This is a genomic window from Gemmatimonadota bacterium (assembly GCA_009838845.1).
Taxonomy (GTDB): Bacteria; Latescibacterota; UBA2968; order UBA2968; family UBA2968; genus VXRD01.
On record VXRD01000022.1, the window covers coordinates 32,964 to 51,350 of the forward strand.

Genomic DNA, 18,387 nt, shown 5'->3' on the forward strand with positions numbered 1-18,387 from the left:
CACTGCTGCGCGAATATCTTCCCTCGACGTATCCGACGCTTTCAACCCTTCAATCAACGTCGTAAGTTCTGCTTCCTGCTCATCGGTAAGCAACTTCGCCAGACCAGGCGAAATGGCAGAACGTTCGGGAAATTCAACACCCCATTCTTCCAATTTGGCCTTCACTGCTGCGCGAATATCTTCCCTCGACGTATCCGATTCTTTCAAGCCATCAACCAGAGTTTTCAATTCTGCGCGTTGCTCTTTGGTCAGTTGCGAAGATGTGCCGCGTTGTCCCAAAACACCTTTGCGCCCGCGATGATACGATATTCGCACATTATCATCAATACCGTCGGCATTTTCATCCACAAATACAGGTCCTGCCGCCTGCGCGTCCTGACCGCCCCACAGGGCACATGTCAGTGCCAACGCAATACTATAGGTCATCCACTTTTTCATGGCCTTGCTCCTCACTGTTGAACTTCTATGAACCGCTCTCAAGCACCGATCTCATTTTGTCCGGCCGGAACCAAAATCCGATCAGCACTATCAACCTGCCGCACTTTGCGGCTACAGTATTTTAAACAATCAGCAGGTCACTTCGTTCCCTTGAAAATTGTAATAAATTGTTAAAATTGTTATAGTTTGTACACATAAAAAAGACCGATACTGCTCGCTCCGCTACGCCCTGGAATGTGGCTACATCTGTACAGCGATACCCCCACATTCAGGCACAAGCGAACCCCGGTCTTGTATTCTTAGATCATAAAATGGCCTCGCGCGTTCCATACAGGGAAAAAAAACTGACCTATTATTGGTTGGCTCATATCAATTGATCCCTTTTCCGCTTGCGATAGTGGGAGTATGGCATTAGGTTAAGCACCGATATTTCGAGAACAACACTGGAATAGGAAAGGAGCAGATGATGATTCGGTTGGGAACGATGACGAGTGTGTGTCCAGATTGGTCTATCGAGCAGATTATCGATGGGATGCAGCGCCATGGGTTCGAAGGATTGGAACCTCGCGCGGGATGGGGACACGCCTCGGGCTTTGAACTGGACATGCCTGCGGCTGATCGAGATGCAGCGCGAGCGAAAATAGAAGATGCCGGACTAAAAATATCCTGTGTAGCTACCGGGGCAAAATTTGCTGCAGAAGACCCAGCAGATTTGGACAAATCCATCGCCGAGGCCAACGCTGCAATAGACCTCGCGGCTGATCTGGGGTCCGGATTGATTCGCACATTTGGCGGCGCACGCGGTAAGGGCGAAGTATTCTGGATGGTGAACCGCACGGCTGAGGCATACAAGCGCGTAATGGATCACGCAGCCGAGCGTGGCGTCATTGTCATGATGGAAACGCACGACGAGTGGTGTGTCTCGACGCAAGTACGCGCAGTGATTGAAAAAGTAAATCACCCCAATCTCGGCGTATTGTGGGACCTGATGCACACCCAGCGCTATATGGAGCGACCCGAAGAAACCATGCAGACAATTGGTGCGATGGCCAAACACCTGCACGCACACGACGGGCGTTATGACACCGAAAATGGAAAAATTACAACAGTCGGTCTGGGCCAAGGCGACCTGGACTATGTCACGCCCCTAAAATTATTGCACGATGCCGAATTTGATGGCTTCTTTTCCGTGGAAGTAATCCACAAGTCCGGCAGCGATCACGATGCAGATGCAACCTTAAAAGCGTATGGCGATGGATTCAGAAAAATTGTCGCAAATTTTTAATTGGAGAATAGCATGGCAAAACAAAATTTAATTTTATTTGGAATCGACAGTTTGTGGTCCGATCACATGAGTTGTTATGGCTATAATCGGCTCACAACACCGCATATCGACAAATTTGCCACACAGGGCGTCTTGTTCGAAAACACATTCAGCGCGCATATACCCACCACACCGGCTTATGCGTCAATGCTGACGGGCATGGATTGTTTTTCGACCGATGTCGTGGCACTGCGCCACCGCGGCGGATTGACAGAAGATGTCACTACCTTGCCCGAAATTTTGAGTGGAGAAGGCTATGAAACCGTATGTGTGGGCTTTACGGGAAATCCGAGTTCTCGCGGCTTTGATGAATATGTGAACTTCAGAGCGTGGGGAAGTTGGGACGAGCGACCGCTGCGCAAAGCCGAATTGCTCAACGAAGTGACATTGCCCGAACTGGAACGCCTGGCCGCGGGTGACAAACCGTTTTTCCTTTTTTTGCGACACATGGATCCGCACGCACCCTATTTGCCGCCGCCACCGTACGATTCGATGTTCTACAGCAAAGACCCGTGCGACCCGTCCAAAACCACCATGGAACCGGTAAAAGCATTTAAGCCGTTTCGAGATTTCCATTTGAGCTGGATGCCGCCGGGCATTACCGATGCCGATTTTGTAGTGGCGCAATACGACGGTGAAATCGCCTATATGGACGCGTGTATCCAGCGCCTGCTCACCCGTGTTGATGAACTGGGCCTGAGGGATAATACCCTGGTCGTAATCAACGGCGACCACGGCGAGACCCTCGACGAGCACGATTGCTATTTTGATCACCACGGGATGTATGAATGCACCTTGAAAGTACCCCTCGCGATGCGCCTACCCGGACAGTTGCCCGAAGGCGTGCGCGTAAAGGGCTACAATCAGCACAAAGATCTGACACCGACGATCCTGGAGCTCCTGAATATAGAAACAGACATCGCGTTTGACGGACGCAGCTTGATCCCGATGGTTGAGGGAAAACGCCACACCCACGAATCGGAATTTTATATCACCGAGTGTACCTGGATGCGAAAACACGGCTGGCGCACCCCCGAATGGAAATTGATCGTGGCATTGGAGCCCGACTTCCATTTTAAGCCCGAAGTGGAGCTTTACAATCTGATTCAGGATCCGGGCGAAACCACGAATCTTGCGGACAAAGAACCCGAAATGGTCGCCCTGTTGCGCGGGCGCATGGAAGCCTATATTGCAAAACGCGAAAAAGAAGTGGGCCATACCAATCCCATGTACACAAACCTGAACTGGCACGGCCGCAAGAATTACGACGGACCTTTCAAATCCTCAGAAGATGCATATAACTACATGCACATCGGTTCTGCCAGCCAGGCCGCGCGGCTACAGGCGGGAAATAAAAAGGTGGAAGGAACAGTTGCCGAAAAGAAATAAGAGAAAGCATATGAGAATAATCACATTGGCATTGCAAAGTCTTCTGACGCTGTTGATGCTAGCCAGTTGTTCCACCCTTGGGAACATGCGGTCGCACTGGCCTGAATACCCCGTAAATCCATTCGTCATCCAATTGGATATTCCCGGCCCTACGGATTCCGCCGGTGGCCTCATTGTCGCCGATCTGAATGGAGATGGACGCATGGATTACTTGGTCACCGTTCCCAATTATCTCACGGCTCATGCCCACGATGGCCGCAAACTCTGGGTAATCGAAACCGACCTCTGGGTAGGCGGCTCCTCAGAGCGCGTCGGCCTACCCGGCCATCACGGTCCAGGTGTTCAGGTTACAGACGTCGATGGCGATGAACAGATCGAAGTGCTGTTCCTTACCCGGGATGGCACGCTCCACGTAATTGATGGCGCTACAGGACGCGAGCAGTGGACCGCAAAGCCGCCCATCCCCAAAGGCGCCCAACGCTGGGAGCACCTGGTCGTAGCCAATTTCCGCGGCGCAGGAGATCGAGATTTACTCCTCCAAGCCACCAATGCCAAAGGTTACCGCATGGGGCGCTTTCTAGCAGCCTATGCGCTGGCCGATCTCCGGCGCAGACATTTTGTCCCCCTGTGGGAACGCGACGATTTCGTTGCCTGCGCCCACAACGGCGCACGGCTGGCGGATCTGAATAGAGATGGGCAAGACGAAGTGATCGGCGCTACGGTCGTCTCTGCCGATGGCAAAATTTTACTGCGGATTCCCCTAAAAGGTCACATCGACTCGATCTTCATCTACGACGTGCTGCCCGATATACCGGGCTTGGAAATCGTCGCCTTAGAAGAAGGGGGTGGCAATCGCATTTTTCTCTACAACCACGAACAACTCTTCTGGGAAACGCACTTTCGCCACCAAGAACCCCAGAATGCGGCGGTCGGCGAGTTTGACCTGGAGCGACCGGGCCTGGAGATATGGTGTCGGAGCCGCTATAACGAACATCAGAAACCTTTTGTTTTTGACGCACAGGGAGAGAAAATCGCGGATTACCAGATGGACGATGTAGCACCCGAGGGCTGGACCACAAGAGGGGTCGAGGTCATCCACAAGATCGATTGGACGGGTGACCGCAAACAGCTTGCCGCAGCCAAAGAGCGCCATATCTCCGGGGATATTGGCATCTTCGATCCGCTTAGCGGGCACTTTCTCCACCGGTTTGAGGAAAAGGCCGACCGGCTCTATGTGGGCGATGTGGCTGGAGATTGGCGCGAAGAACTGATCGTCTTGCACGGCAACCAACTCCACATCTACTTCAACGACTCTGAGAATCGGGGTTCTGACCGTCAGCGCCTGTGGTCGCAAGACCACTACCGCCGCAGTAAGATGACCTGGAACTATTACAGCCCGTGACTACTCCCAACGCTAAAGCTCTCTGCGAGTGGGCTTTTTGATAAGGTCAGGTAACAATGTCGATATTGGAGGGATATAACATGGCAATTGATACCATAACGTCCGAAGCTATTGAGGTGATAAATCCGACTGGAAGACTCGTATTACAACTGACGACAAATACGCGGCGATCGGTGCATGGGTATTACGATCTACCCCCGTGGTCGCCTGTGGATGGGCGCATTGCATTTAGCCGCATGAATGCACCGGATTCAAAAACAGGCGATATTTGCGTCATGGATGCCGATGGGGGCAATTTGTACAAAGTGGCCGAATCCCGCGCGATGTCCGCCAATGGCGGTGCATTGGCGCAATGGGCGTCGGATGGATCGCGAGTGTACTTCAAGGACCGAGACCGCGAAACCCGTCTGATCGGATGGGTCGATCCAGACACCGGTATATCGGGTACGCATCCTGGAGACCTGCGGATGATTTCACCCGCTGGGCACTTACATGCCTATCACACGATGCACGGAGATTACGCCGAGGACGACGTGCCCAAAATGAAGGATGTACACGGTGTCTTCGCGCAGGATTTAGAAACAGGGGAATCCAAACAACTCGCAACCCTCTCCGATTGCCTGACACTCCATCCCCGTCGGGATGAAATTGCCGACTGGCATTTGTTTGTCAAGCACACCAAATGGTCGCCCGATGGATCGCGGATGATGTTTGTATTCACCAACGAAATCCATTTTGATCGGAAATACGGCGAACTCCCCAGAGTAAAAGATGTGTACGTAATCAATGCCGACGGCTCAAATCTCAAGCGCGTAGGTGAATTTGGCAACCACCCCCTGTGGCATCCCAATGGTCGAGAAATACTGACCAACAGCCCGTTTGAAGGCTCACCGGGTAATAAACTGGTACTGACCGATGTGGAAACGGGTGAAGAGCGTCTGGCTGTGACCTGTGCAAAAGGATCGGGACATCCCTCCTTTTCACCAGACGGCAAATACATTGTCATAGATGTCGTGAATAACACGACAAAAGAAGCCAAATTCCTGCTCGTAGATGTCGAAACCGATACCGCTGAAACGCTATTGGAACTCCCGGTCTTCGACCACTCTCATGCCGGAACGCATCTGCACCCGGTATGGCGGCAAGACAGCTCTCAGATTTTATACGCCAGCGACGCATCTGAAATTTGCCAGTTATGTGTGTGTGACGTGTAAAGGAGAACCTCATGCCCGTAAAATCCGTTTACATGATGACCGATTTGGAAGGCTCAGCCGGAGTAGATGACTGGGACCCGAGACACCGGGAAGATGCGACAACGGCAAAAGGCGTGTACGACCGCGCAGAGATGCAGCGATTGTTGACAGGTGAAGTCAACGCCGCAGCCGAAGGATTATTTGCAGCAGGTGTAGAAGAAATAATCATCAATGACGCACATGGAGCGGGGCGCACAATATTGTCAGAAGAATTGATCTCCGGCGTAAAACTCGTACAGGGTGTCAACCGCCCCTGCTGGCTGCCGGGACTATCCCCCAGATTTGATGCATTGATCCAATTGGGCATGCATGCGATGACCAACACGCCCAACGGATGTCTCGCACATTCAATGAGCCGCAGGATGATCTATCGCGTCAATGGTGCCGAAGTCGGCGAGATGGAAATGGCGGCTTATTTGTGTGGCCATCTGGGTATTCCCTGGGTCTTTACATCGGGCGATCTGCACGCATGTACCGAATCCCAACGCTGGGTCAATGACATTGTCACAGCACCTGTAAAAGAAGGCCTGGGAGAATTATGTGCGCTCCACCTGGCGCCAATAGATGCCCGCGCCCTCATCAAAACGCGCGTTCAAGAAGCAATGGAGATCGTCGAAAATATCGAACCGCTCGTTGCAAAAAGCCCTGTGGTCATGGAAGTCACGCGCCCCGAACCCGGTCGTCTTTCCGTGCCAGAAGGGGTTGAGCGTGTAGATGACTTTACAATTCGGTGTGAAGGCGAATCCTTCTGGCAGGTGTTTCACAACGTGGTTTATGGCAAACCCAATTTTCCTGTTCCCGCGTAATTTCTTCGCATTATAGGAGGACGTATGAAAGTCAAAATAGAGAATCAATTTCGAGCGCCTTATGGCGTACCAAACGGTTTGCAACTCACAGACGATGGTTTGTGGATTGTAGATCAGATGACTGACCGGGTAGCGTTGATGAGCATGAAAGATGAGGACAAAGACGATTATTACGGCAATCGCCGCCTGTTGAGAGATATCCCATCAGAATCCTCCAACACCAGTGGCATGGCCGCAGGCGATGGATCGCTGTGGTTGGCGGCCAATGGACCGGGGCAACGCTGGCGGCTGCCGCGCGAGACCGATGCGCCCCAGGGTGAAATATTGCGCGTAGATCCCTGTAACGGAGAAACACAGGGCCGCTGGGCACTGCCCACGGGCGGCGGCACGCACGGCGTGGAATACGACGCAATTGAACCGGGTACATTGTGGCTGACCACGTTAAAAGAACAGACCATTACGCAGATGCGCATTGAAGATTGGTCCGTCATCCGCACATTAAAACTGCCCTTGCATCGCGCACACGGCGTCGTGCGAACGGAAGAAGATTCGATCTGGGTCGTTCATACAGGTGATCGGGTAATTGTAAACCTGGACCTGGCGACAAATGCAGAACTCGATCGCATAGAAGTGCCCGAACCCCATCCCGAACCACACGGATTATCCATCTGCAACGGTGGGTTTTTGTATTGCGATGCCACATCGGGGTGGGTTGCCAAAATTTCGTGGTGATGGGACACGCCTATTATCTTCCAATTAGCCCCGGTCCTCCGGGGCTTTTCTTTCTCACAACTGAGGTACGTGATGCGTGATCGAGCAGTAATCGGAGTCGATGTGGGCACAGGCAGCGTGCGGGCAGGCGTATTTGACTTAGACGGCACCATGTTGGGCACAGCATCCTCGCCCATCCTGGAATTCAATCCCAAACCCGATTTTTACGAACAATCCTCGGAGAATATCTGGGCAGAAACCGGAAAAGTCGTTCGCCAGGCCATCTCCCAATCTGGCCTCTCACCCAATGCAATAATCGGCATGAGCTTTGACGCAACCTGTTCTCTCGTCGTCCTGGACACTGCTGGACAGCCCCTGACCGTATCTGAAACGGGCGAAACCGAGCGCAACATCATCGTGTGGCGCGATCACCGCGCAATAAACCAGGTAAATCGCATCAATGCGGGTGGATATGATGTGTTGCAATACGTCGGGGGCACGATGTCGCCCGAGCAAGAACCGCCAAAACTATTGTGGATCAAAGAAAACCTGCCCAAAACATGGCAAAAAGCGGGCAAATTTTTTGACCTGGCGGATTTTATGGTCTATAAAGCAACGGGAGCCGACCGCCGCAGTTTGTGTACCAACGTGTGCAAATGGACCTACCTGGGCCATGAATCGCGCTGGGATCGCAACTTCTTTGGTGCCATTGGTCTGGGCGATTTATTCGACGGCGGAAAAGTGACAGAAGATGTCGCACCCATGGGCGAAAACTCGGGCACACTGAGTGCAGAAGCCGCCGATTTGATGGGATTGACAACGCAAACCGCCGTAGGGGTAGGCATTATCGATGCACATGCAGGGGGCATTGGCGTTGGGGTCAGCGAACCGATTTTGGCATTGATCGGCGGCACCTCGTCGTGCCACATGGCAGTATCAAAAGACGCGCGATTTATCCCCGGCGTGTGGGGACCTTACTTCGGAGCGATGCTACCGGGTTTGTGGCTCAGCGAAGGCGGACAGAGTGCCACGGGCGCGTTATTGGACCATACCATCGAGCGATTTGGCATGGTCAAAGAAGAAGATCACTACTGGCATGTACTCACCGGAAAAGAAATCAATGCCGTGTACGCAGAACTCAACGCGTACATCGCCGCAAAAGGCATGCGTTCAGATTGGACAGAACGGCTGCATATTTTGCCCGATCACCACGGCAACCGCTCTCCCAAAGCCGACCCCAACGCACGGGGAATGATGGATGGCTTGACCCTGGATATGTCCTACAATACACTGGCGCAAATTTATCACGCAACCATCCAGGCAGTAGCTTATGGCACGCGCAATATCATCGACGAAATGGAAAAACAAGGCTACGCAATCGAGCAGATCAATGCGTGCGGAGGCGGCACAAAAAACGAACTGTGGATACGCGAACACGCCGACGCCACACAGCGTCCCATTCATCTACCCAAAGAACCCGAAGCCGTACTGTTGGGATCAGCAATCCTCGGTGCCGTCGCCGCAGGTGCCTATGCATCAATTCAGGAAGCGATGGGCGCAATGTGTCACGCGGGCGAAGTCATCGAACCCAATCGAGACACCGCAGATTATCACGCCTGGAAATACGAAAAACAATTGACCATGTACGACCAGCATGTGAACCGACGCAACATCGACTAATCAGAAATTCGGTTGTGTTTCGCGCGATATCGCATTAGCATGGAATTGTTAATTATCAACTGAAGGAGATAAACCGTGAAAATCGGATACGGCACTTATGCAATGCAAACGGAAAATATCTTCGACGCGCTTCCTCGCCTGCGCGACATAGGTTACGAAGCCCTCGAAATCAACACAGGTGACGACTGGCCCACTGCCCCGCACAAACTCGACACCGCTACCCGCGAAACACTCGCCAAAACCATCCAGGACCTCGGCTTTGAATCCCCCGTCACCATGGCCTTGATGCCCATCTGCACACAGGGTGATAGCCGTCCCGCCATCCTCGAAAAATTTGACGACGCCTGTATCCTCGCCAGTGACCTCGCCTTCGGTGATAGCCCCGGCATCATCGTCAGCACACTCGGCGGACTGCACGGCACATGGGACGAAGTCAAACACACCTATTGCGATCAACTCCTCGAATTGGGCGACTGCGCCGCCAAACACAACGTCATCCTCGCAACCGAACCCCATGCGGGCCACCCACTCGACACACCCCAAAAAGTCGATTGGCTCATGCGGCAAACCAATCACGACAACGTCAAAGTCAATTTCGACATGAGCCACTTTTACGTTGACGGTATCGCCCTCCAGCCGAGCGTTGACCTGTGCGCCCCCTATACCGTCTCCACCCACATCAAAGACGGTCATCGCGTCAACGGACAGGTGCGCTATCTCCTGCCCGGCGAAGGCGACTTCGACCTCGTCACTTACTTCAAAGCCGTCGCAGCCGCAGGCATCACCGTCCCAATCACCGTCGAAGTCACCGCGCAAATCTGGAGACAACCCGAATACGACCCCTGGCCCGTCGCCGAACAATGCTTCAGTGCACTCGACAACGCGCGCACAGAAGCAGGTATTACATAAGATAAATCAAAAATTCAATCATGCCCTACAACATCCTCCTCATCCTGACCGATCAACAGCGCTGGGACTCGCTCGGTTGTTGCGGTGTAAGCGGCGTACACACCCCCAACCTCGACCGCCTCGCCAGTGAAGGCACGCGCTACGACCAGTGCTATGTCAACAACCCGATATGCACGCCCAGTCGCGCCAGTCTCTGGACCGGTAAACACCTGCCCGGTCACGGCGTCTATCGCCTGCACGATGTTCTACCCCAGGACGAAATCCTCTTTCCCTATCATCTGCGCGAAGCCGGCTACGACACTGCGCTCTTTGGCAAACTCCACGTTGCCGGTCACATGTGGGAAATGCAATACCGCCACCGCTTCGACGGCTTCAACACCTATGAATGGGCACCTGACCCCAATGGGTATCGGGGATGCGACACCGCGTACTTCCGCTGGCTTGCAGTACATCATCCCGACATTCTCCAGCGCTGGAAACGCGACGGCAACAGCATTGGCCATGTACGCGCCGAAGCCCACTTCACCACCTGGGCCGCCGACCGCACCATCGACTATCTCCACCGCATGCAGGGCACACACCAGCCCTTCTTCTGTTGCATGAGCGTCTTTGATCCGCACAGCCCCTATACAAATTATCCCAAAGAATACGCCGACTACCTCGACATCGATGCCTTGCCCGAACCCTTTGCCGTAGATGAATCCTTTGACCACCGTCCAATTGCACACAGGCGAGAGCACAACGGGCGATCTTTCCCCTCAACGGACACCCTGCGCGAAAGCCGCATCGGCTACCACGCGGCCATCACCCTCATCGACGAACAAATCGGGCGCGTCTTGCAAACACTCAACGATACAAATTTTGCGGACAACACCATCGTCATCTTTGCCAGCGACCACGGCGACATGCTCGGCGATCACGGCCTCACCGTCAAAGGCGCATACATGTACGACGCCTGCACACGGGTGCCCATGATCATCCGCGCACCAGACACATCCGGCGGTCAAATCATCGACGCCCCCTGCCAACTTCACGACATTGCCGCAACCGCACTCGCCATCGCCGGATGCGAACAAACCGACCTCATGCCCGATGCGTGCGATCTCCTGGACACCAACGCCTTGCAACAACGCGGCCATGCCGTCTGCATGCACCGCAACTCGAGCACCACGCGCGGAGGCTATCACAACCCGGAATTGCACATTACCATGTGGCGAGAAAACCGCTACAAACTCAGCATCTACCACGCGCCACAACCCGGACCCGACGATTGCCCCGGCGAACTCTTTGACATGGAAACAGACCCCGACGAAATGAACAACCTCTGGTTCGACGCCGACATGTCCGACACGCGCGACCAACTCATCCACAAACTCACGACTTTTCTCGTGCAACAAGATGCACAGGGACGCGCGAGAGGTAGCGAAGCCCTGCCACCGTGATTTTGGAAAGATAGATCATGACAAAAACCATCATCATGCCCAAATACGGGCTTCAGCAAGACAATGGCACCGTCGTTGAATGGCGCGTCAAAGAAGGCGACCACGTCAACAAGGGCGACATCCTCCTCGACCTGGAAACAGACAAAGCACTCTTTGAATACGAATCGCCCGAAAGCGGTTACGTCCGCAAACTCGTCGCCCAAAACGGCGAAGAAGTGCCAGTGCTCTCTGTCATTGCCATCATCACCGACGAAGCCGACGAAACCATTGAAAATTTAACACCTGCCAGCACGGACTCCCCCACAGAGGAACCGCGCCAGATAACGGACGACACCGCAGAGCGAGAACCCACTCTGGAAGCCTCTACCCAGCGCATCAAAAGATCTCCTGCCGCCCGTCGCCGCGCCCGCGAACTCAACATTGACCTCGCCAACATCGCAGGCACTGGTCCCGGTGACCGCATCGTACTCGCCGATGTCGAACTCGCAGCATCTGCGGCACCATCCTCCACCACACTATCGCGCATGCGCCAGGCCATTGGCAGAACCATGGCCTATAGCAAAAGCACCATTCCGCACTTCTACGTTGCCACTGAAATAGACATGACCGACGCGGAAACCTGGCGCAAAAACCTCGCAGAAACCGACGCCATCAAGCTCTCTGTCACCGACCTCTTTGTCAAAGCCGCCGCCGATGCCCTCACCCAATACCCGGCGCTCAACGCCAGCCTCGACGGAGATACCGCCGTTATCGTACACGACACAGTCGATATCGGCCTTGCCGTTGGCACCGACGACGGCCTCGTCGTCCCGGTCATCCCAAATGCCGATCAGGCATTCCTCACTGACCTCGCCGACGAACGCGGCCAGCGCGTCGAAGAAGCCAGGCAGGGCAGATTGCGCGGCGATGCCAGTGCCACCTTCACCATCTCAAATCTGGGAATGTACGGCATCACATCCTTCACTGCCATTGTCAATCCCCCCGAAGCCGCCATCTTAGCTGTCGGCGCAGCCATCGCGCGCGTTGTCCCCATCGGCGATACCATGACCATCGCCGTTCGCCAAATCGCAGAAGTCACACTCTCCGCCGACCACCGCCTCGTCGATGGCGTGGTCGCGGCTCAATTTTTACAGGCACTAAAACAAAACCTGGAAGACACGAACAAATTGGAAAGCTGGTTGTGAAAAGGAGCCTTTATGTCCCTACCCTCTGAAATCCTGATCAAAATGTACCGCGCCATGCTCCGCATCCGCCGTTTTGAAGAACAAATCTGGGAAGTCTATACCGGCGGACTCATGCACGGACTGGCGCACCTCTACATCGGCGAAGAAGCCGTTGCCGTGGGCGTTTGCGCTGCACTGCGCGACGACGACTTCATCACCAGCACCCACCGCGGGCACGGGCACTGCGTTGCCAAAGGCGGGAACCTCGAAGCCATGATGGCCGAAGTGATGGGCCGCGTCACGGGCCACTGCCGCGGCAAAGGCGGCTCCATGCACATCGCCGACATGTCCGTTGGCATCCTCGGCGCAAATGGCATTGTCGGCGGCGGATTTGGCATCGCCACAGGCGCAGCACTCTCAGCCCAAAAACGCGGCACCGACCAGGTTGCCGTCTGCTTCTTTGGCGACGGTGCCTCCAATCAGGGCATCTTCTTCGAAGTCATGAACTTCGCCGCAATATGGAAACTCCCGGTCATCTACGTCTGCGAAAACAACCACTACGGCGAATACACCCCCACCGGAAACGTCACCGCAGGTAAAAGCATCGCCGATCGCTCCCTCCCCTTCGGCATTCCCAGCACAACCGTAGATGGCAGCGACGCCATTGCCGTGTACGAAGCCACTGCCCAGGCCGTTGAACGCGCGAGAAAGGGCGATGGCGCCACACTCATCGAATGCGACACATACCGCTATCGCGGGCACCACGTTGGCGACCCCGGGGAAGGCTATCGCTCAAAAGAAGAAATTGAATCATGGATGGCCAAAGACCCCATCCAGCAGCTTCGCACAAAAATCTTAGACGACAACATCGCCTCCGGAGCCGAACTCGATGCGGAAGAGCGCGAAGTTGAAAAAGAAATGGAAAACGCGCTCGAAGCTGCCAAAGCCGCGCCTTATCCCGATGTTGAGGAGGTCAATCAACATGTCTATGCGTGAAATGACTTATGGCGAAGCCGTCAAAGAAGCCATGGCCGAAGAAATGCGCCGCGATCCCACGGTCTTTCTCATGGGCGAAGATGTCGGCAAAGCCGGCACGGTCTTCAAAGTACTCCTCGGTTTGCACGACGAATTTGGCGACGACCGCGTCATCGACACGCCCATTGCAGAAGCGGGTCTCGTCGGCCTTGGCGTTGGTGCTGCACTTACCGGCTCGCGCCCCATTGTCGATATCATGTTTGGCGACTTCATCACCCTGGCAATGGACCAGATCGTAAACCAGGCTGCCAAACTGCGCTACATGTCCGGTGGTCAGGCCATCGTGCCCATCACCATCCGCTCCACAATGGGCGCAGGGCGCTCCTCTGCCGCGCAGCATTCGCAAAGCTTGCACGCCTGGCTCGCGCACATCCCCGGCCTCAAAGTCGCCATTCCCTCCACACCCGCCGACGCCAAGGGCCTCTTCAAAACCGCCGTTAGAGACGACAACCCCGTCGTCATTTACGAAGACAAAATGATGTACGCCCTCAAAGGCATGGTGCCCACAGAAGAAGACTACACCATACCCTTTGGACAGGCCGACATCAAACGCGAAGGCGACGACATCACCCTCATCGCCACATCGAGCATGGTTCACGTCGCCCTCGAAGCTGCCGATGCACTTGCCGAACAGGGCATCAGTGCCGAAGTTGTTGACCCGCGCACCCTCGTTCCGCTCGACAGAGAAACCCTCATCGAATCCGTGGTCAAAACCACCCGTGCCGTCATCATCGACGAAGGCTATAAAAATTTTGGTATCACAGGGGAAATCGCCTCCATCGTCTATAACGGCGCCTTTGACTACATCGACGCACCCATCGTTCGCCTCGGCGCAATGGACGTACCCGTACCGTTTAGCAAACCCCTCGAAGACGCCACAATCCCCACGCCCGGAGATGTGGTCAAAGCCGTGCAGGCCATGAAAATCAAATAGCACTCACAAAAAAAGCCCGGCAATCTGCCGGGCTTTTGCATTGTACAATAAAAAAATGCCGAGGACGGGACTCGAACCCGTACGGGCGATTAGCCCAAGGGATTTTAAGTCCCTCGTGTCTACCAGTTCCACCACCTCGGCACAGTATGGCAAAAAATAGACAAAGAGGCCGTGCTTGTCAAACGCACAATTCTCTCTTTACCTCCAAAAATCTCATCTCAGAATTATCCATCCAACCGTTCGGCCAGCGCACAGGTGGCTGGCGTGCCATCTACTTCTGCAAACACTCTCCCAAATTCCTCCCGAGAAACCTGCCGCGTATTCTCTCCGCGATACTGAAATTGCAATGCCCTGCGGCGGTGCGGACTGCGGTTTGGAGGCGTCTGATGGGGTAGCATCGCCGAAAAGATCATCGCCCCTCCCGCCTTCATTTCCAGTGGAACCGCATCGCTATAATCCAACCGACCTTCCACAATCTGACAGTCAATCGTATGTACGTGTTTGAATGCCTCGCCCTTATGTCTGCCGGGCAACACATGCATGCACCCATTCTCCACCGTTGCGTCGTCCAGCGTAATCCACGCTGTAGCAACCGCCTCTAAAGGCAACCAGTCAAAATAGGCATTGTCCTGATGCCAGGGCTTTTCCGACCCGATAAATGGCGGCTTGGAAAGGGCCATCTCGTTTTTCAAAACTACCCTCTGCCCCAGAACGCGTTCCACAAATCCCTTGATACGCGGATGTTCGACCAATGCTCGAAACGTGGGATGCGCCTGATGATACCCGTGCAGTTTGCGAAATTTAAGCTCGGCTTCGGTATTTGCCAATGAAAGAGGGTCCGCAACACCTGACTCAAAGTGGATACCGAACTCGCCATCCAATTCCTGCACCTGAACGCCAGCATAGTTCCCCCTTGTCCCGGGATTTTCTTCCCGCACCCGTGCCCGGCCCGCGCGTGCCTCGTCCATCAGCCATCCCGTGATCTCGCTCAAAGCTGTCTGAGCGGCCTCGACCTCTTCGGCAGTCAACACATTTTCAAATGCGAGATACCCATCCCGGTGAAATTGCGCCACCAGGCCATCGTCCAGGGCCTCTGGACAATCCGGTAAACGCGCTATCGACACAGACATCTTGCCCTCCTGCGTTATACGGCAATACCAAACACTGTTTCCAAATAAATCTAAAGCATTTCAACACACTTGACAAGAACATCGAAACAAATAACCGGTCAATCTCATCATCGAAATTGACCGGTCAATTTTTGGAGGTGCCGGGCGGATTCGAACCGCCGATAAAGGCTTTGCAGGCCTCTGCCTTACCGCTTGGCCACGGCACCCAATACGCTGTGTTTGATCCGCGAAGCGTTAAAATACCGTACTTTATATCGAATGTCAAGGGGTGGCGTCAACGCGCAGCCCAGTTAATACCGCGTCGCTGGATCTCTTTCGCCTCTGGCACATCAAAATCCACGGCTTTGTGCCCCAGGGAAGAGTAAAACACCCGTCCTGCACCCCACATGCGTTTCCAAACTACCGGCATCACACAACCATTGACCCAGGGGGCCACATCGGTCTCAAACGTCGTTGTCACCAGCACTTCATTTCCCGGATCAGTATGCATATAATACTGCTCGGAATGCATCGCAAAATCGCTCAGCCCCGCCACAATCGGATCATCTGCTTTTTCCGGCACAATATTGACCTCATAATCGATCACCCCACCCGGGTGCGACACCCACTGCCCGCCCGTCATCCACTGATAGCCCGTATTATTGCGAAATGCATCGCACATCCCACCGTGCCATCCCGCCAATCCAACGCCACTCTTAACCGCCCCTTGAAGCCCCTGTTCCTGTCCTTTTTCAATGCTACCCATCGTCCAGCACGGCACAACCACGCTCAGTTCCGACATGTAATCCGCATCCGTATAAACATCCATTGAATCGCGAACATCTACATCAAACCCATCTGCTTCCAGTAACGGCGCAAAAATATCCACACATTCCTTTGGCTCGTGCCCTTGCCAACCACCCCATACCATCAGAGCTTTCTTACTCATCTTCATCTCCTTATTTGAAAATCTGTCAACTGCCCAGCGCAAAAGCCAGGCCCCTATCTTCTGCTGTCTTCTTCAGATCATTTAACGTAACGGCATTCAACGGTATGCCCTGTTTGCGATACGCATTCCGCCGCAGGGCTTCGGGTTCACCAGGGGCAAATAGCCGATCCACCCCAGGCGCCCTTTTACAGGCGTGAATCTGCTGAATCGCATTGTCAACCCGCGCCTTGAATCGCGCCACATCTTCAAAAGCACCCACCCGAATAGCCGCCACAAAATGACCATCTTCGCCTGCCTGTGGTCCATCTTCCATATTGCCCAATTCGGTGCCATAGCTCGCGCCGGACAACATAGAAGACAAAATCCCCATCACCATGGCCAGTGCCACACCCTTAAATTGCCCAATCGGCATCAACAAACCATCTATCGCCCTTACGGGATCGGTCGTCGGCACCCCATCCGCATCCATAGCCCACCCTTCTGGCAGGGTCAGTCCTTTTTGTTCATATACACGGATTTTCCCATGCGCAGAGCCTGAAAATGCCGCGTCAAAAACAATGGGAAATTCCCCACCAGCGGGAATCGCCACACTCAAGGGATTAATACCCAGGATACGCTCAGCACCTCCCCACGGAGCCATTGTGGGCAGGGCATTGGTCGTCGCAACCCCAATCATATCGCAATCCAGAGCCATACGCGCAAAATACCCCACGGCACCGCAGTGATTACTGCCCCGAATACCCGCAGCCGCTATACCAATATCCCGAGCGCGAGCAATCACCTGCTGCATCGCAAACCCCATCCCAATCTGCCCCATAGAATTGCCCCCATCCACCACCAGACACGCCCCATTATCCTTCACCACCTCGGGTTTGCCATTTGGATCCACGCCATCAACCGTCAACTGCCTCACGTATTCGGGAACGCGCAATACCCCGTGCGAATGCACCCCACCGAGATCCGCATCCACCAGCGAATCCGCCAACAGATGTGCATCCCCTGCACCCATCCCACACGTCTCAAAAATTGCCTGCACCAAATCCAATAGCGCCCCAGCAGCCACACGCCTTTCATTCTCCATTGCACTATCCCTCAATGCTTGCACGCCACATGTCGATCTTTGTATATCCCCTTTAGAAACTTTTCTGGATTGAGTTCCTCCGGCAAATAATGCCATGCTGTGCTATAGCGCGTGCGATTGCTGTGGTTATCATAAGCACCGTGCAGGAGATTGGCGGAAAAAAGAACAACCGTACCAGCGGGAATGACCAGATCCACAGCCTGCGATTCATCGACCTTTGTCCAACGGCCGTGCCTGCCTATATTTTTTTGGTGTTCGGCAATCTCACCCATCCGGTGGCTACCGGGCACCACCCGCAAACACCCATTCTCCAGATCGGAATCTTCCAGATAAATCCCGCAACTGATAATGCGATCCGTATCGGTCCCAAAATAATAATTGTCCTGATGCCAGCCCGTTGACGTGCCGCCATTGGGCAACTTGGGAAAAAACTTGGTGCCAAACAAATCGATATTTTCACCAATCAATACTGCCACGCGGTCTAAAATCGCCGGTTCTCGCGCCAGTTCCAACACGCGGGAATCAACCACGCAAACACCCTGAATTTTGTGCAACAAGCCCGCCCGGGGTTCCCCGCGATCGTCTAACTCGAGCGTCCAGTGCGGCACTTCCTCGGTCAGTTTGCTACCCTCTGCGACCAGTTCATCAAACACCTGCTTGTAATAGGCCAATCGCTCGCCTTGAATCAGGCTCTCAAAAACGAGATACCCATCTTCTCGAAACTGCTGCACCTGTTCGTCTGTCAACATGAAAAACCTCCCT

The 18,387-nt window shown here is 54.2% G+C and carries 16 protein-coding genes, 2 tRNA genes and 1 pseudogene (1 of these 19 cut by a window edge); 12 read left to right on the plus strand and 7 right to left on the minus strand.

Annotated features, from left to right (window positions below):
- Positions 1–438 (minus strand): annotated as a pseudogene (locus F4Y39_03115) (hypothetical protein) (it extends 126 nt beyond the left edge of the window).
- Positions 439–901: 463 nt separating this feature from the next.
- Between F4Y39_03115 and F4Y39_03120 the strand changes: the two are divergent.
- The 12 genes from F4Y39_03120 (at position 902) to F4Y39_03175 (ending at position 14,486) form a co-directional block, all read left to right on the plus strand.
- Complete coding sequence (locus F4Y39_03120) at positions 902–1,723, plus strand: sugar phosphate isomerase/epimerase (GenBank protein ID MYC12696.1); 822 nt, start codon at positions 902–904, stop codon at positions 1,721–1,723.
- Between the two features lie 12 nt (positions 1,724–1,735).
- Positions 1,736–3,151, plus strand: coding sequence for a sulfatase-like hydrolase/transferase (locus tag F4Y39_03125; GenBank protein MYC12697.1), 1,416 nt, complete (start codon positions 1,736–1,738; stop codon positions 3,149–3,151).
- Between the two features lie 10 nt (positions 3,152–3,161).
- Positions 3,162–4,553: a hypothetical protein gene (locus F4Y39_03130; GenBank protein ID MYC12698.1), complete on the plus strand. Its 1,392-nt coding sequence runs from the start codon at positions 3,162–3,164 to the stop codon at positions 4,551–4,553.
- Positions 4,554–4,609: 56 nt separating this feature from the next.
- Positions 4,610–5,767, plus strand: a complete 1,158-nt coding sequence (locus tag F4Y39_03135; GenBank protein ID MYC12699.1) for a hypothetical protein — start codon at positions 4,610–4,612, stop codon at positions 5,765–5,767.
- 11 nt (positions 5,768–5,778) lie between these two features.
- Positions 5,779–6,612 carry a M55 family metallopeptidase gene (locus tag F4Y39_03140; protein ID MYC12700.1) on the plus strand — a complete coding sequence of 278 codons (834 nt, stop codon included), beginning with the start codon at positions 5,779–5,781 and terminating at the stop codon, positions 6,610–6,612.
- Positions 6,613–6,636: 24 nt separating this feature from the next.
- Entirely contained in the window at positions 6,637–7,344 is a 708-nt protein-coding gene (locus F4Y39_03145) for a hypothetical protein (GenBank protein MYC12701.1), read from the plus strand.
- A 69-nt stretch (positions 7,345–7,413) separates the two neighbouring features.
- Positions 7,414–9,003, plus strand: coding sequence for an FGGY-family carbohydrate kinase (locus F4Y39_03150; protein ID MYC12702.1), 1,590 nt, complete (start codon positions 7,414–7,416; stop codon positions 9,001–9,003).
- Positions 9,004–9,078: 75 nt separating this feature from the next.
- Positions 9,079–9,912 carry a sugar phosphate isomerase/epimerase gene (locus F4Y39_03155; GenBank protein ID MYC12703.1) on the plus strand — a complete coding sequence of 278 codons (834 nt, stop codon included), beginning with the start codon at positions 9,079–9,081 and terminating at the stop codon, positions 9,910–9,912.
- Positions 9,913–9,932: 20 nt separating this feature from the next.
- Positions 9,933–11,354: a sulfatase-like hydrolase/transferase gene (locus F4Y39_03160; GenBank protein ID MYC12704.1), complete on the plus strand. Its 1,422-nt coding sequence runs from the start codon at positions 9,933–9,935 to the stop codon at positions 11,352–11,354.
- 17 nt (positions 11,355–11,371) lie between these two features.
- A complete protein-coding gene (locus F4Y39_03165; protein ID MYC12705.1) occupies positions 11,372–12,538 on the plus strand; it encodes a 2-oxo acid dehydrogenase subunit E2 in 1,167 nt (388 codons plus the stop codon).
- Positions 12,539–12,550: 12 nt separating this feature from the next.
- Complete coding sequence (locus F4Y39_03170; protein ID MYC12706.1) at positions 12,551–13,513, plus strand: thiamine pyrophosphate-dependent dehydrogenase E1 component subunit alpha; 963 nt, start codon at positions 12,551–12,553, stop codon at positions 13,511–13,513.
- Positions 13,506–14,486 carry an alpha-ketoacid dehydrogenase subunit beta gene (locus F4Y39_03175; protein MYC12707.1) on the plus strand — a complete coding sequence of 327 codons (981 nt, stop codon included), beginning with the start codon at positions 13,506–13,508 and terminating at the stop codon, positions 14,484–14,486. The genes F4Y39_03170 and F4Y39_03175 overlap by 8 nt, the downstream gene beginning before the upstream one ends.
- Positions 14,487–14,542: 56 nt before the next feature.
- Here the strand turns inward: F4Y39_03175 and F4Y39_03180 are convergent.
- The 6 genes from F4Y39_03180 to F4Y39_03205 form a co-directional block, all read right to left on the minus strand.
- Positions 14,543–14,627, minus strand: a tRNA-Leu gene (locus F4Y39_03180).
- 83 nt (positions 14,628–14,710) lie between these two features.
- Entirely contained in the window at positions 14,711–15,616 is a 906-nt protein-coding gene (locus F4Y39_03185) for a phytanoyl-CoA dioxygenase family protein (GenBank protein ID MYC12708.1), read from the minus strand.
- 132 nt (positions 15,617–15,748) lie between these two features.
- A tRNA-Cys gene (locus tag F4Y39_03190) sits at positions 15,749–15,822 on the minus strand.
- A gap of 68 nt (positions 15,823–15,890) precedes the next feature.
- Positions 15,891–16,526: a ThuA domain-containing protein gene (locus F4Y39_03195; GenBank protein MYC12709.1), complete on the minus strand. Its 636-nt coding sequence runs from the start codon at positions 16,524–16,526 to the stop codon at positions 15,891–15,893.
- A 43-nt stretch (positions 16,527–16,569) separates the two neighbouring features.
- Positions 16,570–17,721, minus strand: a complete 1,152-nt coding sequence (locus F4Y39_03200) for an Ldh family oxidoreductase (GenBank protein MYC12710.1) — start codon at positions 17,719–17,721, stop codon at positions 16,570–16,572.
- Positions 17,637–18,374: a phytanoyl-CoA dioxygenase family protein gene (locus F4Y39_03205; GenBank protein MYC12711.1), complete on the minus strand. Its 738-nt coding sequence runs from the start codon at positions 18,372–18,374 to the stop codon at positions 17,637–17,639. The genes F4Y39_03200 and F4Y39_03205 overlap by 85 nt, the downstream gene beginning before the upstream one ends.
- Positions 18,375–18,387 lie beyond the last annotated feature (13 nt).